Here is a 25597-nt window from a genome sequence, read left to right on the forward strand (position 1 = left end):
GCGAGATATTAGATCGACTGTAATAGCTGTTGCCCTACAATGCGCAATATCGCTTTGCTAATATTACGCTTTGACGAACATTGAAAAATTTTCTTTATGAAACAAAATGAAAAACATAAGCATTTGTTTTGTATGATTTTGTGTGGTTAGTTATCCTTATGGCGTTCCACAGCCTATTCCTGGGTTGTCGATGGTTTGCCGAAGAGGTGTTAACAAAAAAATAACAATTAGGCAGTGGGAAGATTATTCTTATCGGATGCTATTTTTTGGACGTGCTTAGGTTATTTAACCCATTGTGATTAACCAGAAAAGGGCAGGTGATGCAGTAGGCATTACATAATAATGACCTAAGTGATAATCAAAGGATGAACGATGGAATGATTACTGCGATTAATGCATTTAGCAGATGTAAGGCGCATGCGTTGACAATGTTGGTAATTATGTATTCGTGGTTCGTTATGGGATTGTTTAAACATCTTCATATCATGATAACCATGAAAAAAATTTCACAGAAAAATCCTAGTGAAAAATCCGAGGAACAATGCATGACATTTTATCGGCAAAGGTTGGATTCATTAATAAATATTCATTCGCGCGGTGATAGACAGCGCCAGGTCTATTTTGTCGGAACAACGTCGTTTGCGTGGACGCCGCCGTGATTTATGCCCCTGCGCATCACTGACGTGCAGTCATGAACGGGGGCTCAGCAGTAACCACTCAGGAGGAATGCTATGGCCAAGGTGCCGAAAACGTTTGAAAGTAGAAAATCGCTGATGCTGGATGTGTTGCGGGGATTGTGCCGGGATCTTGTGGAAGGGGCCGGGGGCCTGCATCCCCCGCTGGAGCAGTGGCCGAAGACGCGCGAGCTGGCGGATAAATGCGGCGAAAACATTTATACCACCCGCACCCTGCTGCTGGCGCTGGAAAAGGAGGGCAAGGTCCGCTGCACCCACCGCAGCATCAACAATTCTCTACGCTGGTACAGCTGCGACGAACAGGCAGCGATAAAAAAAGAGTGATTCGACCCTGGCGGTCGCTTTTGACTATTCCTACAGCTAATCATTAGTAAAATTTATTGTTTGACGGGGCGTTTTGCTCCGTCAATCCTCCTCTCCGCTCGCTGCCATCCGCACAGGCATTGCTAATATGTTTTTTGCAGCCATATACTTATCGCTCAGACGGGAACAGGTGTAGGGAGCCGGCATCGTAATGAAGGAAAAGAAAGACATACTGAGATTGGATGATATTCGTTATCAAATAGACAACCAGGTGATCCTGGACTCCGTCTCTTTCACGCTGGGTGAAGGCGAGTTCAAACTGATCACCGGGCCTTCCGGCTGCGGGAAAAGCACCCTGCTGAAAATCATCTCTTCCTTAATGGATCCGACCAGCGGAAACCTCTATTTCGACGGACGAGGGATCGCCGAGATGTCGCCGGAGGCGTATCGCAAACAGGTTTCTTACTGCTTCCAGACGCCGGCGCTGTTCGGCAATACGGTTTACGACAATCTGGCGCTGCCCTACCAGATCCGTCAACAGTCGCCGGATGAACGAAAAATGCAGGCCGATCTGGCGCGTTTCGGGCTGCCGGAGGCGATGCTGACCAAAAGCATCAATGAGCTGTCCGGCGGGGAGAAGCAGCGCGTGTCCCTGATCCGCAACCTGCAGTTTATGCCCCGGGTGCTGTTGCTCGATGAGATCACCAGTGCGCTGGACGAGGAAAATAAGCGCAACGTCAATGAGATAGTGCATCAGCTGGTGGCGGAGCACCGGCTGGCGGTGCTGTGGGTGACGCACGATACCGAAGAGATAGCGCATGCGGACGAGGTGATCACCCTGCGCGCGCACGGCGCCGAGCAACAGGAGCAACAGCATGAATCAGCATAACATCACCAACGAATCCTTAGGCTTGTCGATGATCCTGGTGGTGGTCGCCATTCTGATCAGCCACCGGGAAAAGCTGGCGCTGGAAAAGGACATTATCTGGAGCATCTGCCGCGCGGTGGTGCAGCTGATCATCGTCGGCTACGTGCTGAAGTACATTTTCGATCTGGATAACGCGGTGCTCACCGTGTTGATGGTGCTGTTCATCTGCTTTAACGCGGCCTACAACGCCAAGAAACGCAGCAAGTACGTCGAACACGCGTTCGTGACGTCGTTTATCGCCATCACCACCGGCGCGGTGCTGACGCTGGCGGTGCTGGTCTTGACTGGCTCCATCGAATTTACGCCGATGCAGGTAATCCCCATCTCCGGGATGATCGCCGGTAACGCCATGGTGGCGGTGGGATTGTGCTACACCAACCTCGGCCAACGTTTCAAAAGCGAACAGCAGAAGATTCAGGAGATGCTCAGCCTGGGGGCGACGCCCAAGTTCGCTTCGGCGGCGCTGATCCGCGACAGCATCCGCGCTTCGCTGATCCCGACCGTGGATTCGGCGAAAACCGTTGGGCTGGTCAGCCTGCCGGGCATGATGTCCGGGCTGATCTTCGCCGGCATCGATCCGGTGAAAGCGATCAAATACCAGATTATGGTGACCTTCATGCTGCTTTCCACCGCCAGCCTGTCGACCATCATCGCCTGCTATCTGGCCTACCGTAAGTTTTACAACGCGCGCCACCAGCTGGTGGTCGGCAACCTGAAGTAACGCCATGAAAAACGGCCTCCGCGGAGGCCGTTTTTTTTTACCCTTGCAGCAGGGCGATGCTCTGGCGGATTTCCCGTTCGATATCCGCCTCGCTCCAGTTGTCCAGCTGCGAAGAGAAGGGCTCGAAGGCATAGACGCCGGTGTAGCCCAGGCGTTCCAGGTTTTGCACCTGGCGGCGGCTCTCCAGCCGATCGCCCTCGTTCAACATGATGCGCTCTTCGTCGCTCAGCGCGCCTTTATCCCGCCCATCCTCCACGCCGGACAGATGCACCAGGCCGATCTGCGCCACCTGGATCTGCGCGTCGAAGTCGGCCTGCGCCACACCGCTTAAATAGTGGTGGAAAGTATCGAGCACGATGCGGTACGGCGCGCCCGAATCGCGGATGAGCGCCTGGGTCAGCAGCGACGATCGCAGTGAGCTGATGCCGAAGCCCAGCGGCTCGACGTACCCCTGCACGCCATAGCGGGCAAACAGCGGCGCCAGCAGCCGCAGCGCGGCGAGGGTGTCGTCGCGTTTTTGCTGCTCGCTGCGCGTGTCATCGGCGCTGCAGTGCGGGCACAGCACCAGCGCCCGGCTGCGGATGGCCTGCGCCTGCGCCAGCAACGCTTCGGCGCGCTGCTGCAGCGCCGCCGGGTTGTCCATCAGATTGAACATGCCGAGGGCGTTGATCGTGACGATCTCGATGCCGTATTGCGCAGCGAGCGCATTGAGCTGCGCGTCGCTCAGATCGTCGGTCACCTTGCCGCTGGGCATATCGTTGCGCAGCTCAACCTTACTGAGCCCGCAGCGTTTCACCAGGCGGAAAAAACTGTCCAGATCGAGATTCGGCGCGATCTTGCGGTTAATGCAGAAGCGGTCCAGTGCAATGGTCATGAGGCATTACTCCAGCGGTCAGGGTTGAGAGATCAGGATTTGCCGTTTTCCAGCGGCAGCGGCTTGCCGTCGGGCAGGGGGTGGCGGTGGCGTTTGGCCAGCACCACCTGCTCCATTTTTTCCAGCGAGACGCCTTTGGTTTCCGGAATATAGCGGCCGATGAACCAGTAGCTGAACAGGCAGCAGGCGGCGAAGATCCACATCGGGAAGGCGCCGTGGAAATGCGAGAACAGGTAAGGGTGGTCGTTGATCATCGGGAACGACTGCGACACCGCGAAGTTAGCGACCCACATGCAGCCGACGGCGATGCTCATCCCCTGCGCGCGCATGCGGTTCGGGAAGATTTCCGACACCAGCACCCAGGCGCCGACACCCCAGGACAGCGCATAAAACACCATGAAGAACAGCATGCCGAACAGCGCGAAATAGCCGGTGGCCTGGGTGTAGAGCGCGTACGAGGTGAGCAGCAGGCCGGCGATGGCGCCCAGCGTGCCGTAACGCATCAGCGGAATGCGGCCCATGCGATCCATCAGCATGGCGCCGATGACCGAACCGACCAGCTGCAGCACGCCGATCCAGATGGTCTGAAACAGCGCTTCCTGCGCGTTTTCGGTGACGGTTTTCAGCACCACCGGCGCGTAATACATCATTACGTTGACGCCGGTCACCTGCTGCAGCATGGCGATCATGCAGCCGACGAACAGGATGAAACGCACCCGCACATCGCCGTAGTTCAGCTTCCGATGCCGCTGCTGTTGATCCTGCTGCAGCGAGTCTTTGATTTCTTTCAGCAGATTCTGCGCGTGGGCGGCGTTGGAAACCTTGGTCAACATCGCCAGCGCCTGATCGTCGCGGCCCATCATCACGTTCCAGCGCGGCGACTCAGGAATGACGAACACCAGGATGCAGAACAGAATGCAGGGGATGACGCCCGAGGCGAACATCCAGCGCCAGCCCATTTCCACCAGCCAGGCTTCGCTGGCGAGGCTGGCGATTTTGAAGTTGACGTAGAAAATCACGATCTGGCCGAACACGATGGCGAACTGCTGCATACTGAGCGCGCGCCCGCGCATGTCTTTTGGCGACACTTCCGACATGTACATCGGCGACACGGTGGCGGCAATGCCGACCGCCAGCCCGCCGATGATGCGGTAGATGACGAACCAGGTGAAGGTCGGGGCCAAGGCTGCGCCGACGGCGGAAACGGTGAACAGCAGCGCCGCCAGCATCAGCGCCTTTTTACGGCCCCAGCGCGCCGCCAGCGGCCCGGCGGCGAAGGCGCCGACCACGCAGCCGATCACCACGTTGGAGACCGCCCAACCGGTTTCGGCCGGGCTGAGATTGAAATAGGTTTTCAGCGCTTCGATCGCGCCGGAGATCACGGCGGTATCGTAGCCGAACAGAATGCCGCCCAGGGCGGCGATGCCGCAAATTCGCAATATGTAGCCGGTATTGTGCTTACGCTGATATGACATGTGTTGCTCCGATTTTTATCCTGGCTTCCGTCCGCACGGTTGGGTTATCGGGAAGAGGGCGAGCGGAAGGGTGTGAACCGTGCCTGTCATCAAGGCGATGTCGTCGATAAATGCTGGAACAAACAAGAACATTTATTTCATAATTAGTGAATAATGGAATATTGATTTTTAGATCCAGTTCAAAAAAAACCGTCACGCGCGATCCGGGCGCCTTGGGCGTTCTGGGGCGGGCGGTAACGGCGACAGGGCAGGCGCGGTGCGGGTTTTCTGTAGCAAAGTCAGTGTGTATTGCCCCTGGTTTCTCCTGCGCCGTTGCGCTTTCCCTGGCGCGGTAATGAAAGCGCCAACCCGATCGACACCGCAAAATTGCGACCTCACGCACTAAAAACAAATTTTTCAAAACAATTTATTTGAAACTTTTTTTTCAATGAAATAGAGTTTGCTGCATCCGGTCAGGATGTAGCCGGCTTGCCGACGGGGTTTGGCGAGCGGGACGATTAACGCCGCGCCGCCGGCGAGTGGCCAGGCGACAGCGGACTTGAAAAGAGGGCGTGACATGAAAACCGTGGGTAACTTTATTGACGGGCAGGTGTGCCTGAGCAGCAGCAATCAAACCGTCGACGTGCACAACCCGGCCAGCGGGCAGGTTGAGCGGCGCGTCACGCAGAGCACCGCCGCCGAAGTCAAGCAGGCCATCGACGTGGCCCATCGGGCGTTTGCCGATTGGTCGCGCACCACGCCGCTGCGCCGCGCGCGCATCATGTTCAATTTCAAGGCGCTGCTGGAACAGCACCGCGACGAGCTGGCCGAGCTTATCGTCAGCGAGCACGGCAAGGTGTACTCGGATGCGCTGGGCGAACTGACGCGCGGCATGGAAGTGGTCGAATTCGCCTGCGGCATCCCGCATCTGATCAAGGGCGAGTATTCGCCGGACGTCGGCAGCGGCGTCGACAGCTTCTCGCTGATGCAGCCGCTGGGCGTGGTGGCGGGCATTACCCCGTTCAACTTCCCGGCGATGGTGCCGATGTGGATGTTCCCTATCGCGCTGGCCTGCGGCAACACCTTCATCCTCAAGCCGCCGGCGCTGGTGCCTTCCGCCTCGGTGCGCCTGGCGGAACTGCTGAAAGAAGCCGGCCTGCCGGACGGCGTGTTCAACGTGGTGCACTGCGCCAATGAAGACGCGGCGCAGCTGTGCACCGATCCGCGCATTCAGGCGGTGAGCTTCGTCGGCTCCTCCACCGTGGCGGAACATATCTACACCACCGCCAGCGCGCACGGCAAGCGGGTGCAGGCCTTCGGCGCGGCGAAGAACCAGGCGATCGTCATGCCGGACGCCGATCTGGACGCCACGGTCAACGCGCTGATGGGCGGCGCTTTCGGCTCCGCCGGCGAGCGCTGCATGGCGCTGCCGATCGCCGTGGTAGTCGGTGACGACACCGCCGATAAACTGATCGCCAAACTGAAGCCGCTGATCGCGCAGCTGCGCGTCGGGCCGGGCTTGCAGCAGGGCGGAGAAGAGAATGAAATGGGGCCGCTGGTGTCGTCCGCCCACCAGAAAAAGGTGCTGGGTTACATCGATCTGGGCGTGGAAGAAGGCGCCACCCTGGTGGCCGACGGCCGCAATTATCAGGTGCCGGGCTATCCTGAAGGCTACTACGTCGGCGGCACGCTGTTCGACCATGTGAAGCCGAACATGCGCATCTACCGCGAAGAGATCTTCGGGCCGGTGCTGGGCATCGTGCGGGTGCCGGATTACCGCACCGCCATCGACACGGTGAACGGCCACGAGTTTGGCAACGGCAGCGCCATCTTTACCGGCAGCGGCCACTACGCGCGCCAGTTCGTGCAGGAAGTGCAGGCCGGGATGGTCGGCGTCAACGTGCCGGTGCCGGTGCCGATGGCGTTCCACAGCTTCGGCGGCTGGAAGCGCTCGGTGTTCGGCGCGCTTAACGTGCACGGCACCGACGGCGTGCGCTTCTACACGCGCATGAAGACCGCCACCGCGCGCTGGCCGGCCGGGCAGCAGACGGTGTCCGAATTCAGCATGCCGACGCTGGGTTAAGCGATCGCAAAGTATGAGCGGGCCGTTGCTCCTTCGGGGCAACGGCCTTTGCACGGGGAGTTAACAGGAGAATCGAGATGTCTTCACTGCTTGCCAAATGTCAGACGCCGAACGCCGAGGGGCGTATTCAGCACGTGACGCCGGAAAATGCCGGGTGGCGCTATGTCGGTTTCGACGTTTATCGCCTGGCCGCCGGGCAGTCGCTGCAGCTGGAGTGCGGTGACAAGGAGCTGTGCCTGGTGCTGGTGGCCGGTATCGCCTCCGTCGCCACGCTGCGCGCCGAATACCCGCATATCGGCAAACGCATGAGCCCGTTCGAGCGCACGCCGCCTTACGCGGTGTATGTGCCGCACCACGATCGCATCGACGTGCGGGCAGAAACCGATCTGGAGCTGGCGGTGTGCAGCGCGCCCGGCAGCGGCCACCTGCCTTCACGGCTGATTACGCCGGCGGATATCGGCGTGGAGCGGCGCGGCAAGGGGCGCAACCAGCGGTTGGTGCACAACATTCTGCCGGACAGCGAGCCGGCTGACAGCCTGCTGGTGGTGGAGGTTTACACCGACGAGGGCAACACCAGTTCCTACCCGAGCCACAAGCACGATCGGGAAGACTCGCCGGACGAAACCTATCTGGAAGAGACGTATTATCACCGCATTCAGCCGGAGCAGGGGTTCTGCATGCAGCGCGTCTATACCGACGATCGCACGCTCGACGAATGCATGCCGGTCTACAATCGGGACGTAGTGAAAGTGCCACGCGGTTATCACCCGGTGGCGACCCTGGCGGGCTACGACAACTATTATCTCAACGTGATGGCCGGGCCGGTGCGGCAATGGAAATTCACCTGGGAAAAAGACCACGCCTGGATTAACGGCGATGGCTATCCCGTCGCGCAGTAAGCGCCTGAGGCCCGGCTTGCCGGGCTTTTTTGTCAGCCTTACTCGTCCCGGGCGTTATTCAGCGCCAGCGAAACCGCCAGCGTCTGCGCCAGGCACATCGAGGCCACCTGCGAACGGAACCCGTCCACCTGCGCTTCGCGCACCACGAAACAGACGTCGCTGAAGGCGGCCAGCGGGCTGACCTGGCTGTCGGTGATGGCGATCTGCTGCGCGCCGCGCTTGGCGCCCAATTCCACCAGTTCCACCGCCTCGCGGGCGTACGGCGAATAGCTGATGGCGATCACCACGTCCTTCGGTTTCACCATGCTCAGCTGTTCGGTGAACATGCCGCCCAGGCCGTCGATAAGAAACGCGCGGCGCTCCAGATGGCGCAGCGCATAGGTGAGATAGGAGGCGACGCTGAACGAACGGCGCAGGCCGATCACGTAGATGTTTTCGGCGTTGTTGAGCAGTTCGACGGCGCGATCCAGCTGCTCGGGGGCGATCTGCATCGCCAGTTGCTGCAGCGCCTGCGCGTTGACCATGGTGAATACGTTGAGAATTTCCGCCGGCTTCTCCGGCGCGACGTTGTCGTCGGTAGAGGTTTGGCGGAACAGGCGCGCGCGCTCGGTATAGTTCACCGTCTCTTCCATCAGATGCTGGCGGAACACCTGCTTCATTTCGTTGAAGCCGCTGAAGCCGAAGGCGTTGGCGAAACGGATCAGGGTGGAAGGCGGCACGCTGGCCTGTGCGGCGATGGAGGCAACGGTATCGAAAGCGATGCTGTTACTGTTATCCAAAATATAGCGCGCCACCTGCTTCAAACGCTTGCTCAGCGTTTCATAACGGTGGCGGATCTCGTCCTGTAACAGCGAAAGTTGAGTTGGGTTGTTCATCCATTCGGCTCGCAGTGGGGTGAAGGCGCATTGGCCTGACGCCTGAAATATTGACAGGGTATTTTAACAGACGGAGCGGAAATTTCATTTCCTCAAAAAGCGATTTATTCGATCGCACATTGCGCGACTTCACAGAAAATAGGCAAAAAAATCCCCTTAAAGCGGCGAAATGGCCTTAAGGGGACGTGAACCTGCTCTCGCTGTCAGTGCGCGCCGCCCGCCTGCGGGCGGTACTGGCGCCAGAAACCGATCAGCGTCAGGTATTTTTGTTTCACCTGCTCGATCAGGGCCGCGTCGTCGATTTCCCCCTGCAGCCAGCGGCGCGAAGGCTGGCCGAAGATGGTGCGGCCGACGGCGAAACCCTTCACCCAGCGCGCATCCGCGGCGGCGGCAAAGCCCGCCTTCAGCACCGCTTCCGGGGAGTCGAGCCCCAGGATCAGCACGCCGCGGCAGAAGGGATCGTAGGTATCGATCAGCGCACCGACCCGCCGCCAGTTTTCCGCGCTCAGCGGCGGCAGTTTCCACCAGTCCGGCTGAATGCCCGACTGGTAGAAGTGCTCAATCATCTCCAGGTAATGGCGTTCGTCCTTGTCGGGGTTGTTGTCCGGCAGGATCACTTCCAGCAGCAGCTCGTGGCCGGACTTACAGCAGCCGCGGTAGACGTCGGCGATCAGTTCATCCTGCTCGCGACGCAGTTCCGCCGCGTCGTGCGGGTGATAAAACACCAGGCACTTCACCACGTGCTCCTGCGGCCAGTCGATCAATTGCGAGCCGATATTGCCGTGCTCCAGGCGCAGCGGGCGCGAACTGGGCAGCTCTACCGGCCGGCCAATCCACCATCCCTGGCCGGTGATCTCGTTCAGCGCCGCCTGCCCGTAGGTGGTGTCGGCCAGAATGCCGCTGTTGCCGTTGAGGCCGGCCTGCGCGGCGGCCTGTTGCGCCGCGGTCAGCAGCAGGGTTTTCAGGCGCGGAATGCGCTCCTCGCCGACGCCGGCTTCGCGTGCCATGTCCGCCAGCTGCTTGCGGTGATCGAAGGCGAAGACGCACAGTTCCGGCCACTGTTGCTTGCGGGTGGTGACCCGGTGCAGGTGGTTCAGGCGCGCATCGCGGTCCGGGCGCGTGACCTGCCGTTCACGCAGCAGGTAGTCGTCCAGCTCCCGTTTGGTCGGCATCGCCGGCGCGCAGCCGTGGCGCGAGACCACCAACGCGCCGCAGGCGTTGGCGTAGCGGCAGGCCTGATCCCAGCCCTCATCGTTCAGGTAGCCGCGCAGCAGGCCGGACATAAAGGCGTCGCCGGCCCCCAGCACGTTCAGCACCTCAACCCGCACGCCGGCGTGCAGTTTCACCTGTTCCCAGCCATCGGCGATTTCGCCCTCGAACACCGAGCAACCCTGCGCGCCGCGCTTGCACACCAGCGTGGCCGCCGTGGCCCGGCGCACGTTTTTCAGCGCCGTCAGCGTGTCGGTGCTGCCGCCGGCGATATGAAACTCTTCTTCGGTGCCGACGATCAGATCGAAATGGTGCAGCACCTCCTGCAGCTCGCGGGTCACCTGGTCCGATTCCACAAAGCGGGTTTCGCCGTCGCCCAGCGACGTCAGCCCCCACAGCACCGGGCGGTAATCGATGTCCAGCGCGGTGCGCAGGCCGTGGCGGCGCGCGTATTCCAGCGCCTTCAGCACCGCGGCGCGGGTGTTCGGGTGCGACAGGTGCGTGCCGGTGATGGCCAGCGCGCGCGAGGAAGCTATGTAGGCCTCATCGATGTCGTCCGGCGTCAGCGCCATGTCCGCGCAGTTTTCGCGGTAGAAGATCAGCGGGAAGGTTTCCTGATCCTTGATGCCGAGGATCACCAGGCCGGTTAATCGCTGTTTGTCGGTGATCAGACAGCGGGTATCGGCCCCGACGCGCTGCAGTTCTTCACGCAGAAAGCGGCCCATGTGCTCGTCGCCGACGCGCGCCAGCATGCCGGATTTTAACCCCTGAATGGCGGTGCCGTAGGCCACGTTGCCGGAAGAACCGCCGAGGTACTTGGCGAATGTGCCGGCGTCTTCCAGCCGCGCGCCGATCTGCTGAGCATAGAAATCGACGGCGATGCGCCCGAGACAAATGACATCAAGCTGTTTTTCTTGTGTAGCCATACCCGTTTCCTTCTGTTTAAGCAAAACTCCGGCGGCGGCCCGAGCGTGGCGCCCTGCAGGAAGCATGTGGACAGTATGGGGAATGAAAATTTCAATTTCAATATAGAATGAAATTTACACCCCAAAAATGTGATGCGTTTAAAACATCGACAGAGGCGTGGGAAAAGGCGGTGAAACGGCTACGGGAGGGGGGCCGGGGCGCGCATAAAAGAGGGGAAATGACAGGGTAAAGGCGGTCAGCCCATGAGCCAACGGCTTTTATTGGCCGGTGCGTGGCGCGAAGCCAGTGAAGGCTGAACCACGAGATGAAACGTGCTTTTCATGCATTATGCGATCTTTATCGCAAAATGAAATGTTTCTTCTGTAATGTGATTTTATGAAAAATATATTTGTTTATAATCGCTTCACGTTTCAGGTTGTCGACTTCGTGAGCAGCGAGCATCGCCTGCTCAAGATAATAGCTGCCGCCGCGTAACACAAACACGGAATTGTCGGCTCGGCGCGAGCCCTTTCCGGGGCGGCCCTCAATCTAAAGGGTGAGTAAATGGGCAAGATCAGGCTAACCATGGCGCAGGCGCTCGTCAGATTCCTCGATAACCAGTATCTGCTGGCCGACGGCGTGGAAACCAAATTCGTCGCGGGCATTTTTGCGATTTTCGGCCACGGCAACGTGCTGGGGCTGGGGCAAGCGCTGGAGCAGGATAGCGGCGATCTGCGGGTGCATCAGGGCCGCAACGAGCAGGGGATGGCCCATGCGGCGATCGGCTTCGCCAAACAGAAGCTGCGCCGGCAGATCTACGCCTGCACCTCATCGGTTGGCCCCGGCGCCGCCAATATGATCACCGCCGCGGCCACCGCCACCGCCAACCGCATTCCTTTATTACTGCTGCCGGGCGACGTTTACGCATCCCGCCAGCCGGATCCGGTGCTGCAGCAAATCGAACAGTCTTACGATCTCAGCATCAGCACCAACGATGCGTTCCGCGCGGTGAGCAAATACTGGGACCGCATCGTGCGGCCGGAACAGCTGATGAGCGCCTGCATCAACGCGATGCGCGTGCTGACCGATCCGGCGGAAACCGGCGCGGTGACGCTGTGTCTGCCGCAGGACGTGCAGGGTGAAGCCTACGACTATCCCGACTATTTCTTCCAAAAACGCGTGCATCGGCTCGATCGCCGCCCGGCGACCGACGGCATGTTGGCGGACGCGTTGGCGCTGCTGGCGGCCAAACGCAAACCGCTGCTGGTGTGCGGCGGCGGCGTGAAATACTCGCAGGCCGGGCGGGCGCTGCGCGAATTTGCCGAGCGCTTCGGCATTCCGTTCGCCGAAACCCAGGCCGGCAAAGGCACGGTGCCGAGCGACCATGAATTCAACCTCGGCGGCATTGGCGAAACCGGCTGCCTGGCGGCCAACACGCTGGCTCGTCAGGCCGATCTGGTGATCGGCGTCGGCACCCGTTACACCGATTTCACCACCTCGTCCAAATGGCTGTTCCAAAATCCGGACGTCAGCTTCCTCAATATCAACGTCAGCGCTTTTGACGCCGGCAAGCTCGACGGCGTGCAGGTGCTGGCGGACGCCCGCGAGGCCCTGAGCGAACTGGGCGCGCTGCTGGCGCAGGCCGAGTACCGCGCCGGCTGGGGCGACGCCATCGCCGCGGCGCGCAGCGCCCAGCGTGAAGAGACCGAGCGCGTTTACGCGGTGGAATACGGCGGCGCAGGCTTTGTGCCGGAGATAGACGATCACCTCGATCGCGAGCGGGTGTTCGCCGAATTTATCGCCCAGACCGATTCCGCGCTGACCCAGAGCCGGGTGCTGGGGGTGCTGAACCGCGAGCTGCCGGCGGACAGCGTGATCGTCGCCGCCGCCGGCAGCCTGCCGGGCGATTTGCAGCGGGTGTGGCACAACCGCGGCGAGCACGGTTATCACGTGGAGTACGGTTACTCCTGCATGGGGTATGAGGTGAACGCCGCATTGGGGGTCAAGCTGGCCGAGCCGCAGCGCGAGGTGTACGCGATGGTGGGCGACGGCGCCTTCATGATGCTGCATTCCGAACTGGTCACTTCGATTCAGGAAGGCTGCAAGATCAACGTGATGCTGTTCGACAACATGACCAACGGCTGCATCAACAACCTGCAGATGGAACACGGCATGGACAGCTACACCACCGAATTCCGCTTCCGTAATCCACAGGGCGGCAAGCTCGACGGCAAGCTGGTGCCGGTCGATTTCGCCATGCTGGCGGCGGCTTACGGTTGCAAAACCTATCGCGTCACCACCGAGCAGCAGCTGCTCGATGCGCTGGCCGACGCCCGCAGGCAGACCGTGTCCACGCTGCTGGACATCAAGGTGCTGCCGAAGACCATGGTGCACAAGTATCTCAGCTGGTGGCGCGTGGGCGGCGCTCAGGTGGCCGACAGCGAGAAAATCGTCGCAGTGGCGCGCAAGCTGCAGGAAAACATCGATAAGGCGCGCGATTACTGATTCGTTTTCATACATAAATCTCGAGGGTAGCGAAAATGACATTGAACATTGGGGTTATCGGCACCGGCGCCATCGGCCGCGATCATATCCGTCGCTGCAGCAAAGTGTTGCAGGGCGCACGGGTGGTGGCGGTGAATGACATCAACCGCGACAACGCCGCCAAGGTGGTGAGCGATCTGCAGCTGGATGCGCGGGTGTATGACAACGGCCACGATCTGATCAAGGCCGCCGACGTGCAGGCGGTGCTGGTCACCTCCTGGGGGCCGAGCCACGAAGAGTTCGTGCTGGCGGCCATCGCAGCCGGCAAACCGGTGTTCTGCGAGAAGCCGCTGGCGGTGACCGCGCAGGGCTGCAAAAACATCGTCGATGCCGAAGCGAAGCACGGCAAACGGCTGGTGCAGGTCGGCTTTATGCGCCCCTATGACCAGGGCTATCGCGCGCTGAAACAGGTGCTGACCAGCGGCCAGATCGGCGAGCCGCTGATGCTGCACTGCGCGCACCGCAACCCGACGGTCGGCGAAGCCTACACCACCGATATGGCGATCACCGACACCCTGATCCACGAAATCGACGTGCTGCGCTGGCTGCTCGACGACGACTATGTGTCGGTGCAGGTGGTGTTCCCGCGCAAGAGCCCGAAGGCGTTCCCACACCTGAAAGATCCGCAGATTGTGCTGTTCGAAACCGCCAAAGGCACGCGCATTGACGTCGAAATCTTCGTCAACTGCCAGTACGGCTACGACATTCAGTGTGAAGTGGTAGGGGAAACCGGCATCGCCAAACTGCCGGAACCGTCTTCGGTGCAGATGCGCAGCGGCGCCCGCCTGTCGACCGAAATTCTGACCGACTGGAAGGATCGCTTTATCGACGCCTATGACGTTGAGCTGCAGGGCTTCATCAACGACGTGGCCGCAGGCAAGCTGACCGGGCCTTCCGCCTGGGACGGCTACGCTGCCGCGGTGACCGCCGACGCCTGCGTGGCGGCCCAGCTCAGCGGCGAAATCGTGCCGGTGACCCTGCCGGCGCGCCCGGCGTTTTACAACAAATAGCCGGCTTGCACCACCTACCCACGATTGCAGAGGAGTGACCATGAAGATCGCTTTTGATGTCGACGTTATCCGGGATTTGGGCGTCACCAAAATGGTTCAACAGGTGGCGGACTGGGGCTACAAATACATCGAGCAGTCGCCGCACCCGCAGATCAACCCGTTTTACAAGCATCCGAAGGCCAGCCGCGAAATCATGGCGGAGTATAAAAACGCCCTGAAAGCGACCGGCGTGGAGATCTCCTCATTTATCGTGGTGTACCGCTGGTCCGGGCCGGGGGAGGATCGCCGCCTGGCGGCGGTCAAAAACTGGCGGCGGATGATCGAAATCGCGGTGGAAATGGGCGTGCAGGTGATCAACACCGAACTGGCGGGCAACCCCAACGAACCGGAGATCTGCGAGGAGCTGTGGTATCGCTCGATGGAGGAGCTGCTGCCGATCGTCGAGCGCGAGGGCATTCGTATGGAGATCCAGTCGCACCCGTGGGACTTCTGTGAGCTGAGCAACGAAACCGCCGATCTGGTGAAATCGCTGCGCAGCGATCACGTCAAATACCTCTACAGCGTGCCGCACACCTTCTACTACGACAAGGGGCAGGGCGACGTGGCCGGCATGCTGCAGTACGCCGGGGACGATCTTTCCCACGTGCTGATTGCCGACACCATGAACCACACCAAGCATTGCCGCTATATCGTCAACCCGCCGGGGGTAGACGCAGCGGTGCATCAGCACGTCGGCATCGGCGAAGGCGAGGTGAATTTCGACGCCCTGTTCCAGACGCTGCGCGACATGGAGTTTGCCAACCGCAGCTTCAAGGTCGGCGGCGAATCGATCATCTGCACTTCGCTGTTCGGCTACCCGGAAAAGATGCCGAGCCAGGCGGTGGCGACCAGAGAGCGCATCGAAAGAGAGCTGTTGGGTAAATAATCTTATTCGGCTCGCCGGCGGCGTTTGCGCCGGCGGCCCTCCAAGTACCGAGGCGACCATGAATAAAGACAACGTGAAATTGGCCATTGCGCCGATCGGCTGGACCAACGACGACATGCCCGATCTGGGCAAGGAAAATACCTTCCAGCAGTGCGTCAGCGAAATGGCGCTGGCCGGCTTCACCGGCAGCGAAGTGGGCAGCAAATACCCGCGCGATCCGGCGGTGCTGAAACCGATGCTGGACATTCGCGGTATCCAGATCTGCAACGCCTGGTTCAGCACCTTTTTCGCCGACGGCCAGAAAGACAAAACCATCGATGAATTTATCAACCACATGAATTTCCTGCATGCCATGGGCGCCAGGGTGATCGGCTGCTCCGAGCAGAGCAAGAGCATTCAGGGCACCACCAAAGGCGTGTTCGAAGAGAAACCGTACTTCAGCGATGAAGAGTGGCAGCGGGTGGCCGACGGTTACAACGAGCTGGCGAAGATCGCCGCCGGTAAAGGCATGCAGGTGTGTCTGCACCACCACATGGGCACCGGCATTCAAACCACGGCCGAAATCGATCGCTACATGAGCATGGTCAACGACGACGTCTACCTGCTGTTCGATACCGGCCACGCCTACTATTCGGAAGGCAGCCAGCAGGCGATGATGGCGATCCTGGAGAAGTATCTGCCGCGCATCAACCACGTCCATCTGAAGGACGTGCGCGATGAGGTGGTGGCGGAAGTGAAGGCCAACAAGCTGAGCTTCCTCGACGGCGTGAAGAAGGGCACCTTCACCGTGCCGGGTGATGGTGTGATCGACTTCAGGCCGGTGTTCAAGCTGCTGGACGAGCGCGGTTACAAAGGGTGGATGGTGGTGGAGGCCGAGCAGGACCCGGCGCTGGCCAACCCGTTCGAGTATGCGGTAAAAGCGCGCCGTTATATTCGGGAAACCGCCGGCATTTAAGCGGCGAGGGTTAATCATGATTAAGGGGCGCCAGCGCCCCTTTTTTGGTGGCGGCGTGTTAGCCGCCGAGCGTTTGCCAGGTTGCGACCTGGCTGCCTGGCCACGGCGTGGCGGCATGCACGCCACGGGCGATCGCCCGGGCCAGGGTGTCCGCCGCCAGCGCGCCGATTTGCAGCACCGCCAGTTCGCGGCTGCCCTGAACCTCGCGCTGCCCGGTGGACAGGGCGAACACCACGTCGCCGTCAAACGGGCTGTGCAGCGGGCGAATAGCGCGCGCCATGCCGTCTTGCGCCATGATGGCCACCCGTTTCAACTCCACTCGCGTCAGCGCCAGATCGGTGGCGATACAGGCCAGGGTGGTGTTCTTTCTGCCGCCCTGCGGCTCTTGTTCCATCCAATCTTCGCCCTGGGCGCGCAGTTGCGCCAGCGCCGCCGCGCCGCCGTTGCCGAATTCACCGTCAATTTCATAGGGCGTCGCCCAGAAGGCGCGGGTGCCGGGCGCTACCACTGCACCCAAACTGTTGACCGCCACCAGCGCGCCGACGGTAGCGCCATTGGCGGCAATGATAGATGCCGAGCCGAGGCCGCCTTTCAGCTTGCCCATGCCGGTCATGGCGCCATAGCCGGCGCCGACGGTGCCGAGCGGAAAATCCAGCCCGGCCTTGCCGACCGCATCGATGCCCAACTGGCGATACGGCGGCGTGAGCTGCCAGTTTTTGTCGCCGCCGTTGGCCAGATCGTACAGGCAGGCGGTGGGCACGATCGGGGAGACCGGCACGCCGGGCGCCGGGCGCAGCGCGTAGCCTTTACCCTGTTGCCCCAGCCAGGTTGCGACGCCGTCCGCCGCCGCTAGGCCGTAAACCGAGCCGCCGCTGAACGTCAGCGCATCGACGGTCTGCACCAAATTGTCTTCACCCAGCGCGTCGGTTTCCCGGGTGGCGGGGCCGCCGCCGCGCACGTCCACGGCGGCGATCGCCGGGCTGTCCGGCAGGATAACCGTCGCGCCGGTGCGCACCCGGCTGTCCTGCGCCACGCCGACCTTCAGGCCCGGCACATCGGTAATCAGGTTGCGGGCGCCTGGGCGCCCGGCGGCGGAAGTTGGCATAGCGGCACCTAATGGGGTGAGAGGAGAGAATATGCCGACGGCGGCGGTCAGGCCGGCCAGCGCTTGTAAAAAGGTTCGGCGGTTGATGTTCAGGGGCCGGCGCAGCGGCCCCTGCGGGTGGGGACGATTACGCATCGCCGTGCGGCTGCCCGGAGCGCAAACGCGCCATATGGTAGGCATCGACCAGCACACCGTCGCGCATGGCATAGGCGCGGCTGGTGCCCTCTATCTCGAAACCGAATTTGCGGTACAGCGCGATGGCCGCCGGGTTGTCGGTGAACACCGTCAGCTCGATGCGTTCGATGGCCGCCCAGTTGTCGCACAGGTCGATCATCGCCTGCATCAGGCGGCTGCCGATGCCTTTGCCGTGGTAGCGCGGATCGACGCCGATGCCGAAGGTGGCCACGTGGCGGCGGCGCACGCGCTGATTCAGCATGACGGCCAACTGGCCGGTAAGCTGCCCGTCGATGAAGGCCGCCAGGTTATGCGTACCCGGTTCGGGATTGGCGAGGCGCTTCTGCCAGGACTCGACGGACGGTAGAGGAAGCTGCAGCGTATCGCGGTAGACGGGCGTCTGAGAATAAAGATGATGCAGGGCTTGCGCATCCGTCGTTTCCACGTGGCGTATCACGATCTCGCTCATCTCGCTGCTCCTGTTGCTTACCGGTTGAATAACCTCTGAATTTATCCGTTTACTGCCTTGAGTCAATATTATTTCAACGGGTCAAAAAAAACGCTTTACAGGTGCGAATGATAATGATTATTATTGCGATGCGTTCCGGGGAGGGCATCAACCCTCGATACTCTCGCTGCGAAGGCACGACATTGCTCACATTGCTTCCAGTGTTTACTTAGCCAGCTCGGGTGCTGGCTTTTTTTTTGCCCTTTTTCAACCGCTTCCGCCTTCAACAAATCCGTTGCCAATCCGCCGTTTCATTCCATCGAAATTTTTGAACAGAGGCATGAGTTTTTTACGCTTTCTTATTCTGCCCGCAGGACTAGACTGTAAAAAAACATTGAGGAGAGTTGAATATGATTTATGTACGCAAAGCGGAAGATCGCGGCCACGCCAATCATGGCTGGCTGGATAGCTGGCACACCTTCTCATTTGCCGACTACTACGATCCGAACTTTATGGGGTTCTCGGCGCTGCGTGTGATCAACGAAGATGTGATCGACGCCGGGCAGGGTTTCGGCACCCACCCGCATAAGGACATGGAAATCCTGACCTATGTGCTGAGCGGCACGGTGGAGCATCAGGACAGCATGGGCAACAAGGAGCAGATCCAGGCCGGCGAATTCCAGATCATGAGCGCGGGCACCGGGGTACGTCACTCCGAGTACAACGCCAATCAGGATCGTCCGCTGCACCTGTACCAGATTTGGATCATTCCGGATCAGGTCGGACTGGAGCCGCGCTACGAGCAGCGCATGTTCGACGCGCCGCAGGGCCGTCAGCTGGTGCTGTCGCCGGATGCGCGCGACGGTTCGCTGAAGGTGTTCCAGGATATGACGTTGTCGCGTTGGGCGCTGAATAAAGGCGAACAGGGTGAGTACCCAATCGCCGCCGGCCGTCGCATTTGGATCCAGGTGGTGCGCGGCAAGGTCTCGGTCAACGGCCAGGCCGCCGGCATCAGCGACGCGTTTGCGGTGTGGGATGAATCGGGTCTGACGATTCAGGCCGACGAAGAGAGCGAAATCCTGCTGTTCGATCTGCCGCCGGTGTGATTAAGCTTTAAATATCAAGTTGTTGCCTTCCGCTGATGCGGCTGGCGGCGCAATATGACCAACCTGGTGCTTCAGGCTTAGCCTGGAGTGCGGGTTGGTTTTCTTGTTATGGCCCGGTTATTTCCTCGGTTTTCTGGCGTTTCCTTCGCGCCAGGCTGCAAAAAGTGTTTGCCTTCTTTTGAGTAAGAAAGTTAATTCTGGAGCCGCTGTGTGATTTTTATACGCCTGACATAAGAGCGGCAAAGATTAAATTAAGCTGGCTTTACATTATTGATAATAATATTTACAGCCTGTCTGTTTATCGAGCGATTTAATAAAGGATTTAGAATTATTATATAAATAAATTATTTCCTGATAACGTATTAATTGCAAAGGCAATGCCATTGTTTGTGTTTGCATGATGTTAATTTCAGGTAGGGCGTCTGTGAACTGATGGTCAAATAATATTGACGGGCTGAAATACGTAAATAAAACGGTCCGGAAATGAGTGCCAGAACGGTGGCTGATTTTTGACTTGGACGATAGCCGCTCAGTGGGTTGCGTGCTAAATATATTTTTAATTTCTTTCGTCAGTTTATTTTTTGGTTTTCCAATCGCGCCACAGAGGGGCGTCCGAGCTCACGCGTACGGGCTTTCGACACGCTGAATGCCATTGCAGAAAACAATCTCATACCTGGAGATAGAGGAAAAATGATGAAAATTAAAAATGAACGTAACGGCACTTATGATGATTTCTTAAATGCGATACTCACTTTCGAAAGCACGATCGATCCGCAAAAAGCGCAATATTATGCGGAAAATTATGATAATCCAACCGCGACATCTTATCAGGATGTGGAGTATCCCGGCCGGGTTATTCGGGCCCAGGATGGCACGACAACCAAAAGCAATGTCTCGATAAGAGAATATTTCGAGCGTTTGGGTATCGGCAAATACTATACTCAAGGTTCAACGGATCCTCAGATGTTCAAGCAAATGCAGTATGCGACGATGAACTATCTCGGTTTTATCGGTTACCAGCTCAGCGAACAAGACTTCTGGGATCTGGGATATTACACGCATTATGATGAAAACCATCTCCCTAAATATTATTCCGACGTGCCGGTGTCAAATTGGGCCAACGGCGTGCGGGATAAGGTCATGAATCTGCCTGGCAAAGGCGAAGTGCATGTCACGGATGTGAATACCTGGCAAGGAACCTTTACCGGCAAACACGGGATTAATAGTTTTGACGATGTTCTCGATCCGGATAAACAGGACTATGTCGCCAAAGATCATTTTGTCGATAAGTACGAGGGCATGGTGCGTTTGCTGGCGGAGAGAGGCAAAACCCTGAATGATTATTTGGGCACCACTATTCGTTGGTCTGAATGCCATCCCGTGTTGACGCCGCCGCCGGGCGTGCCGGATGCGGTGGAAATCACGCTGTCGGGTTTACTCGGCGGCGCCCATCTGCGCGGCGCGGAGGGCATTACCGCCCTGCTGGTCGATCGTGAAAATCGGGCGGATGAAAACGGCACGGCGATTTTGCAGTATGTCTATCAGTTCGCAGGCTATGACACACCGTTTAACCCCTAATGCTCTTCCATAGTCGCCGCGGAATGGCATGATTCCCCTGCGCGCAAGCGCGGGGGAATCGACGCGGGCTAAGGGTCAGCGTTCTTCCGTTTGCTGCTGCAACAGCCGATCTATCTCTCGTTTTGCTTCCCGAAATTGCTGCTGATATTCCGCGCTGGCTTGCAATCGAGCAAAGGCACCGGCCGCCAACACGCGGCCGGCTTCGACATCGCTGGCCCAGTGTACGCCGCAAATCAGCCGGCTGCGGCCAAACTCATAACCCTTGCGCATGAGCTCCGTCGCACGTTGCGGCACCATGGCCGTCAGCGTCATCGCCCATACGAAACCGGTTACGGCATGCCCGGAGGGATAGGAACCGCCATCGTTGCTGAGCGCACTGTGCTCTTGCGGGGTACAGCTCTCCACCCGCAGCGCGGAGTAGGGGCGAATGCGGGCGTGGGCCTTTTTCGCGCCGTTGGAAGCATAGCCTGCGTCCGTGAGCAGGCGGCTCAGCAAAAGGTGGGTATGCGGCGTGCGCTGGCGCGATATCTCCGTACCCAACGCTGCGGAGAAAGCCCGACCGATGGCATTGAAGGACAGATTGGCATCCTCCACCGCCAACCTGCCCCGGGGCGTATCGCGCAGTTTGCGAAGCTGGTAAAAGGTTTCCACGTCGGCTTTCCAGGCCGCGCTGCCTTCAATCGGCGGGGCCGGCAGGATTGCCGCGCCGTCCGGATAGTCTGCGGGCGTAAGATAACCGTTGATCCAGCCTTCTATGTAGGGAGAAAAGCCTACATTCGGATAGCCGATATCCGAATAGTCTACCCGCCACCGCTCGCGGGTATCGCTGTTGGGCGCGATGGACTCGGCATGCGCCGGCACGTTTTGCAGACAAATCAGGGCGAGCCCTGTAACGGCGCTTCGTTTTATGTTCAGAGCGAATATAGCCATCGTTATATATTCCCTTCCTGGCATGACGCTGTTTCAGTAATGGCGACGGTTTGATCACTGCGGCACAAACAGGCCGATCCAGCCGAAAATATTGAGCAGAATGCCGGTGATAATGACCGCCACCACCGGCGCGGCGATTTTCAGCACCGGGCGGCCGAGCGCTTCGTTAAGGAAATAGAGCGCCGCCGCCATGCTGAAGCCCGTGTACCCGGCCATTTTGATGGCCGCGAAAGTGGAGCCGATCAACAAGGCGAATTCCATCAGCATATTCATCGCGTTGCGGATATTGTCGGATGCATTGCGCACCGAAGGATATCGGCCCAGCCATTTGCCGATATAGCGCAGCAGCAGGATTTCCAGCGTGATGACGATGGCGCCCGCCGGTGCGGCAAGCCAGGGCGAGGGGGAAAGGTAACCGACGACAAAGACGAACGTGAAGCCCGCCACCGCATATACCCCGGTCGCCAGCGCGGTAGTGGCGATCAGCGGAATGAATCCAAGCCCGCGCATGAATTCGGCCAGCGCCGCCTGGTGCAGAAGGGCGTCTGATTCTTCGGGCGAGATGCCGGGCGCGTAGGCTTTCGCCAGCGTATAAATCGAGACTTCGGAGCCTCCGAAGATCTTCATGCTGGCGACGGCAGAAATCAGCGCGCCGGTTACGGCAATAAGCGGCAGGTTGTTGATAATGCGCTGTGTGCGCTCCTCAAACATCGACGGGGCCGAAGCCTCTTCACCCGTTGGGGAAGTCCGCCGATCTCTCAGATCGCGGAAAATCGCGATGCCCAACAGCAAAACCATACCGACGAAGATTTCGATCGACTCCGGGAACAGATGTGGGAAATAACGCACGACGATCAGGCGCGACAGCAACACCAGCAGGGCCGCGACCACGCTCTGTTTCCAGCCGAACTGGTAGAAAATGGCGACCAGGGGAAAGAGCGCGAAGGCCGACACGACCGGGTTACTCAGTTCCCCCAGCGCGCCAATGATGTCTACCGGCAGCGAGGTCAGGAGTTGGTTGATGGGCTGCAGGCTGGTGAAGACCAGAATGCCCCAGATGGCGCCGAGAATGAATGCCAGCCACACGTTGACGGCCAGCACGCCGATGATGTCGGTAGGCAGAAACAGCAGCCAGCTGTTCAGCAAGCCGGTGGACAAGGTAAATGAAATACCGACGGAGGCCACGAACCCTATGCTGAGGCCAAAAGCGATGCTGCCCGCTTCCCGACGGTTCATATGGCCTTCCACCAGTTGCGGAAGGATAGGGCGAATGCCGTCATGAAAGACTGCCGCCGAACGGTGAGATAACAGCGCCGTCATGCCCGTCAACAGGGACACCAGAATGACGGAAAGGATAGGGTCCATTTTCGCCTCCTTATGACAGTTGCCGAATCAACAGCGGGATCGCATGTTCGACGTGCTCGACCGAAAGGCCAAACGCGACTTTTCCTTCCGCCACCCACTTCGTTATTTGCTCTTCTTTCGCACGAATGCCCGGCTTGGCGATCGTGCAGCATTTGTTGAAGCCGATGATGGCTATCGCGATGGACAGCGCAGCGCCGGCGCCGGTATTGCAGGCGCCGATGAAATAGTCCAGTTCGCCGTTTTTGACTCGGGCGGCGGCGTCCATGTCGCTTAAGATGCTGACGTCAAAAATGCCTGGGGCGGCGCTCTCGATGGCCTGTTTGATCTGTTCCCGCTGTAAACCTGCAATTCCGATTTTTTTCATGGCTATCACCTTATTATTTGAAGAACCGATTTGGGTTGTGTTGCAGCATTGCGGTCACGGCTTGCTGACCGATCCCCGCCTCCAGCAACAGCGGAACGAAACTGTCCATGAGGTAGCTGAAGCCGGGGCCGCCGTTGCCGCGCAGATGCGAACGGCGCGTGATGTCCATCGACAGCATCACCCGCTCGAGCAGGCCGCGTTGCGACAGCGCGGTCAGCATCGCCACGCGTTTTTCATCCGGGTAGTAGCTGTTTTTGCCAATGGTGTCGAACTGCACCCACGCTCCCCGATCGATCAGGTGCAAGACAGTTTCCAGATTGTCTTTCAGATCGCAGTGGCCAATCACGATGCGGTCGGCCGGCACGCCGTAAGATTGCAGCAGGGCGAGCTGCTCCGGCCCCATGGTGCTGAAGCTGGTATGCGTGGAGATTGGCCGCCCCGTGGCGTGGTGAGCGAGGGCGGCGGCGTGGAACATTTTTGATTCGTCGGGCGTGATTCGGCCCTCGCTGCTGCCGATTTCGGCAATCACGCCAGCGCACAGGCCGCTGCCGTCGATGCCGCATTCAATTTCGGCAATCATTTCGGCGGCCAGCGTTTGCGCGTCTCGGGTGGCGACGTGTTCGGGATAGAAATCCTGTTGGTAGTAGCCGGTGGAGAGCAGCACGTTGATACCGGTGTCGCGCATCAGGCGCGCGATGAAGTGGACATCCCGCCCCATATAGCGGTTCGTTACCTCGACGATGTTGCGGACTCCCCGCGCCATCAACGCCTCCATTTCATCGCGCAGCAGAGCATAGCTGTCGAGGCGACAGTCATCGTTATGCTTAAACGGTGAAAGATCGATGTGCAGATGTTCATGCGCATAGGTGTAGCCGTCGGCGTTGAGCCATTCAATCTGATCAGCCATGAGAATTCCCCTGCAATAACGAGAAAAAAGAGGTGCCGTTCTGCGGTGCGGGAGCGCCGAAGGCGTCGCAAACGGAGGCGCCCACGTCGGACAGCGTGGCCCGATCTCCCAGCCGGACGCCAGTAACGCCCGGGCGCCAGACCAGCAGGGGCACGCACTCGCGCGTGTGCTGTGAATGCCCGATCGTCGGGTCGTTGCCATGATCGGCCATGACCACTAACGCGTCGTCCTTATCCAGCAGCGACATGAGATGCGCCAGATATCCGTCCACCAGTTGCAGGCGCTCCGCATAACGCGCCACATCCTGCGCATGCCCGGCCAGATCGGTTTCCTGAATGTTGGTGCAGATAAATCGCCGGCCCGGTCGTTGCGCTTCGCTCAGGGTCAGCGCCATGATTTGCGCGGAATCGACAATCCCGCCGAAGTTATCGCCGTCGGGATTGGCGACGATATCCGCCACTTTCCCTATCAGGGATGTCGGGATGCCTTGACGTTGCAGACAGGCGGGAACCTGTACGGCCTCATCGACGCCGTAACCCAAATGAACGACCCGGAAGCCTTGCCGGTAGACGCCCGAACGCGGGGCATCGATGCCGGCGTACATGTCTTGCCGGCTTTGCGCCGCTGCGGCGATGGCTTCGTTGCTGGTGCTTTCTCCGCCGAAGACAATGACGCGGCTCACGGGCGCGCATCGCCTAACGATGGCGCCGATTTTTCTGACCGTGTCGTAATCGATCAGGTTCAGATTGGCGGTCACGTTGTAGACCAGGCCGGGGTCGGTTTCAAGGTTATCGCCGACGGCCACGGCGTCGTTGACCCAAAGGTATGCCGTATTCGCCGTCACCGGGAGCCGCTGCACCCGGTAGCCCGCTTTCCGCAGGGCGCCAGCCGTTTTATCCATGATTTCGCCGAACGGCATTCTGAAGGGCTGTTTGGGCTGAGTTCCCATAATTTCTTGATGCCCCATGAACGAGTCGGCGCCTTCATGTTGCAGAGCCGCTTTGCCGACGTTTGCCTGCGGATTGGGCTCCATCACGTTGGCCCGGTATCCCAGCGCGTTGATCAGGCCCAATCTTTCCATTGCGGGCAGGCGCAGGTCGGGACATTGCTGCAAGATATGGCCGCAGGTATTGGCGCCTGCGTCGTTCGGCCTGACTTGCGGCACATCCTCCATGGCGCCGACGCCAAAGCTGTCGATCACCAGGACTACAAATTTGTTCATGCTGTGTTCCCCCTGAT

At 59.4% G+C, this 25597-nt stretch carries 22 protein-coding genes; 11 read left to right on the forward strand and 11 right to left on the reverse strand.

The window, feature by feature from the left end; translation table 11 throughout:
- The first annotated feature begins 731 nt into the window (after nt 1-731).
- From ACJ8IN_RS12175 to fetB, 3 genes are all read left to right on the forward strand, one after another.
- Nucleotides 732-1019, forward strand: a complete 288-nt coding sequence (locus ACJ8IN_RS12175; protein WP_060424948.1) for a FaeA/PapI family transcriptional regulator — start codon at nt 732-734, stop codon at nt 1017-1019.
- A gap of 190 nt (nt 1020-1209) precedes the next feature.
- Nucleotides 1210-1887, forward strand: a complete 678-nt coding sequence (gene fetA / locus ACJ8IN_RS12180) for an iron efflux ABC transporter ATP-binding subunit FetA (protein ID WP_308326104.1) — start codon at nt 1210-1212, stop codon at nt 1885-1887.
- Nucleotides 1874-2647 (forward strand): iron efflux ABC transporter permease subunit FetB, encoded by a 774-nt coding sequence (gene fetB / locus ACJ8IN_RS12185; protein WP_033636352.1) that lies wholly within the window; start codon nt 1874-1876, stop codon nt 2645-2647. Before fetA ends, fetB begins: the two co-directional genes overlap by 14 nt.
- Nucleotides 2648-2684: 37 nt before the next feature.
- On the opposite strand, the gene ACJ8IN_RS12190 is transcribed toward fetB, so the two are convergent.
- Together ACJ8IN_RS12190 and ACJ8IN_RS12195 are read right to left on the reverse strand one after the other, a co-directional pair.
- Nucleotides 2685-3521 carry a TIM barrel protein gene (locus ACJ8IN_RS12190; protein WP_308326103.1) on the reverse strand — a complete coding sequence of 279 codons (837 nt, stop codon included), beginning with the start codon at nt 3519-3521 and terminating at the stop codon, nt 2685-2687.
- A 32-nt stretch (nt 3522-3553) separates the two neighbouring features.
- Nucleotides 3554-4996 carry a sugar porter family MFS transporter gene (locus ACJ8IN_RS12195; RefSeq protein ID WP_033636350.1) on the reverse strand — a complete coding sequence of 481 codons (1443 nt, stop codon included), beginning with the start codon at nt 4994-4996 and terminating at the stop codon, nt 3554-3556.
- A 556-nt stretch (nt 4997-5552) separates the two neighbouring features.
- Between ACJ8IN_RS12195 and ACJ8IN_RS12200 the strand changes: the two genes are divergently transcribed.
- Together ACJ8IN_RS12200 and iolB are read left to right on the forward strand one after the other, a co-directional pair.
- Entirely contained in the window at nt 5553-7058 is a 1506-nt protein-coding gene (locus ACJ8IN_RS12200) for a CoA-acylating methylmalonate-semialdehyde dehydrogenase (protein ID WP_015379335.1), read from the forward strand.
- 77 nt (nt 7059-7135) lie between these two features.
- Nucleotides 7136-7957: a 5-deoxy-glucuronate isomerase gene (iolB, locus tag ACJ8IN_RS12205; RefSeq protein WP_126191890.1), complete on the forward strand. Its 822-nt coding sequence runs from the start codon at nt 7136-7138 to the stop codon at nt 7955-7957.
- A 38-nt stretch (nt 7958-7995) separates the two neighbouring features.
- Here iolB and ACJ8IN_RS12210 read toward each other — a convergent pair whose 3' ends face one another.
- Entirely contained in the window at nt 7996-8832 is an 837-nt protein-coding gene (locus ACJ8IN_RS12210; protein WP_004930856.1) for a MurR/RpiR family transcriptional regulator, read from the reverse strand.
- Between the two features lie 203 nt (nt 8833-9035).
- Nucleotides 9036-10967, reverse strand: coding sequence for a bifunctional 5-dehydro-2-deoxygluconokinase/5-dehydro-2-deoxyphosphogluconate aldolase (locus tag ACJ8IN_RS12215; RefSeq protein WP_308326102.1), 1932 nt, complete (start codon nt 10965-10967; stop codon nt 9036-9038).
- A gap of 544 nt (nt 10968-11511) precedes the next feature.
- On the opposite strand from ACJ8IN_RS12215, the gene iolD reads away from it, so the two are divergent.
- From iolD to iolE, 4 genes are read left to right on the forward strand one after another with little or no spacing between them, the layout of a single operon-like run.
- On the forward strand, nt 11512-13452 hold the full coding sequence (gene iolD, locus ACJ8IN_RS12220; protein WP_033649355.1) for a 3D-(3,5/4)-trihydroxycyclohexane-1,2-dione acylhydrolase (decyclizing): 1941 nt from the start codon (nt 11512-11514) through the stop codon (nt 13450-13452).
- Between the two features lie 35 nt (nt 13453-13487).
- Nucleotides 13488-14501, forward strand: a complete 1014-nt coding sequence (locus ACJ8IN_RS12225; protein ID WP_033649354.1) for a Gfo/Idh/MocA family protein — start codon at nt 13488-13490, stop codon at nt 14499-14501.
- Between the two features lie 40 nt (nt 14502-14541).
- Nucleotides 14542-15426, forward strand: coding sequence for a sugar phosphate isomerase/epimerase family protein (locus ACJ8IN_RS12230; RefSeq protein ID WP_060388430.1), 885 nt, complete (start codon nt 14542-14544; stop codon nt 15424-15426).
- A 58-nt stretch (nt 15427-15484) separates the two neighbouring features.
- Entirely contained in the window at nt 15485-16381 is an 897-nt protein-coding gene (iolE, locus tag ACJ8IN_RS12235) for a myo-inosose-2 dehydratase (RefSeq protein WP_019455194.1), read from the forward strand.
- Between the two features lie 58 nt (nt 16382-16439).
- On the opposite strand, the gene ACJ8IN_RS12240 is transcribed toward iolE, so the two are convergent.
- Both ACJ8IN_RS12240 and ACJ8IN_RS12245 read right to left on the reverse strand, forming a co-directional pair.
- Entirely contained in the window at nt 16440-17621 is a 1182-nt protein-coding gene (locus ACJ8IN_RS12240; protein WP_060424954.1) for a P1 family peptidase, read from the reverse strand.
- Complete coding sequence (locus ACJ8IN_RS12245; RefSeq protein ID WP_060424955.1) at nt 17614-18129, reverse strand: GNAT family N-acetyltransferase; 516 nt, start codon at nt 18127-18129, stop codon at nt 17614-17616. The genes ACJ8IN_RS12240 and ACJ8IN_RS12245 overlap by 8 nt, the downstream gene beginning before the upstream one ends.
- Nucleotides 18130-18518: 389 nt before the next feature.
- Here ACJ8IN_RS12245 and ACJ8IN_RS12250 point away from each other — a divergent pair, with 389 nt between their 5' ends.
- Both ACJ8IN_RS12250 and ACJ8IN_RS12255 read left to right on the forward strand, forming a co-directional pair.
- Nucleotides 18519-19214 (forward strand): pirin family protein, encoded by a 696-nt coding sequence (locus ACJ8IN_RS12250; RefSeq protein WP_033636340.1) that lies wholly within the window; start codon nt 18519-18521, stop codon nt 19212-19214.
- Between the two features lie 690 nt (nt 19215-19904).
- Nucleotides 19905-20792 carry a hypothetical protein gene (locus tag ACJ8IN_RS12255; RefSeq protein WP_041037055.1) on the forward strand — a complete coding sequence of 296 codons (888 nt, stop codon included), beginning with the start codon at nt 19905-19907 and terminating at the stop codon, nt 20790-20792.
- 75 nt (nt 20793-20867) lie between these two features.
- Here ACJ8IN_RS12255 and ACJ8IN_RS12260 read toward each other — a convergent pair whose 3' ends face one another.
- Genes ACJ8IN_RS12260 through ACJ8IN_RS12280 form a run of 5 tightly spaced genes read right to left on the reverse strand, consistent with a single transcriptional unit; the run spans nt 20868 to nt 25580 of the window.
- Nucleotides 20868-21722: an acid phosphatase gene (locus ACJ8IN_RS12260; protein ID WP_049235329.1), complete on the reverse strand. Its 855-nt coding sequence runs from the start codon at nt 21720-21722 to the stop codon at nt 20868-20870.
- Nucleotides 21723-21776: 54 nt separating this feature from the next.
- Nucleotides 21777-23087 carry a YhfT family protein gene (locus tag ACJ8IN_RS12265; protein ID WP_047570181.1) on the reverse strand — a complete coding sequence of 437 codons (1311 nt, stop codon included), beginning with the start codon at nt 23085-23087 and terminating at the stop codon, nt 21777-21779.
- A gap of 10 nt (nt 23088-23097) precedes the next feature.
- On the reverse strand, nt 23098-23451 hold the full coding sequence (locus tag ACJ8IN_RS12270) for a DUF2620 domain-containing protein (RefSeq protein WP_033654455.1): 354 nt from the start codon (nt 23449-23451) through the stop codon (nt 23098-23100).
- A 13-nt stretch (nt 23452-23464) separates the two neighbouring features.
- Complete coding sequence (locus tag ACJ8IN_RS12275) at nt 23465-24358, reverse strand: phosphotriesterase-related protein (protein ID WP_033654454.1); 894 nt, start codon at nt 24356-24358, stop codon at nt 23465-23467.
- Complete coding sequence (locus tag ACJ8IN_RS12280; RefSeq protein ID WP_047570186.1) at nt 24351-25580, reverse strand: phosphopentomutase; 1230 nt, start codon at nt 25578-25580, stop codon at nt 24351-24353. Before ACJ8IN_RS12280 ends, ACJ8IN_RS12275 begins: the two co-directional genes overlap by 8 nt.
- Nucleotides 25581-25597: the final 17 nt, after the last annotated feature.

It is taken from the genome of Serratia sp. CY31944, assembly GCF_052169175.1.
Lineage (GTDB): Bacteria > Pseudomonadota > Gammaproteobacteria > Enterobacterales > Enterobacteriaceae > Serratia > Serratia sarumanii.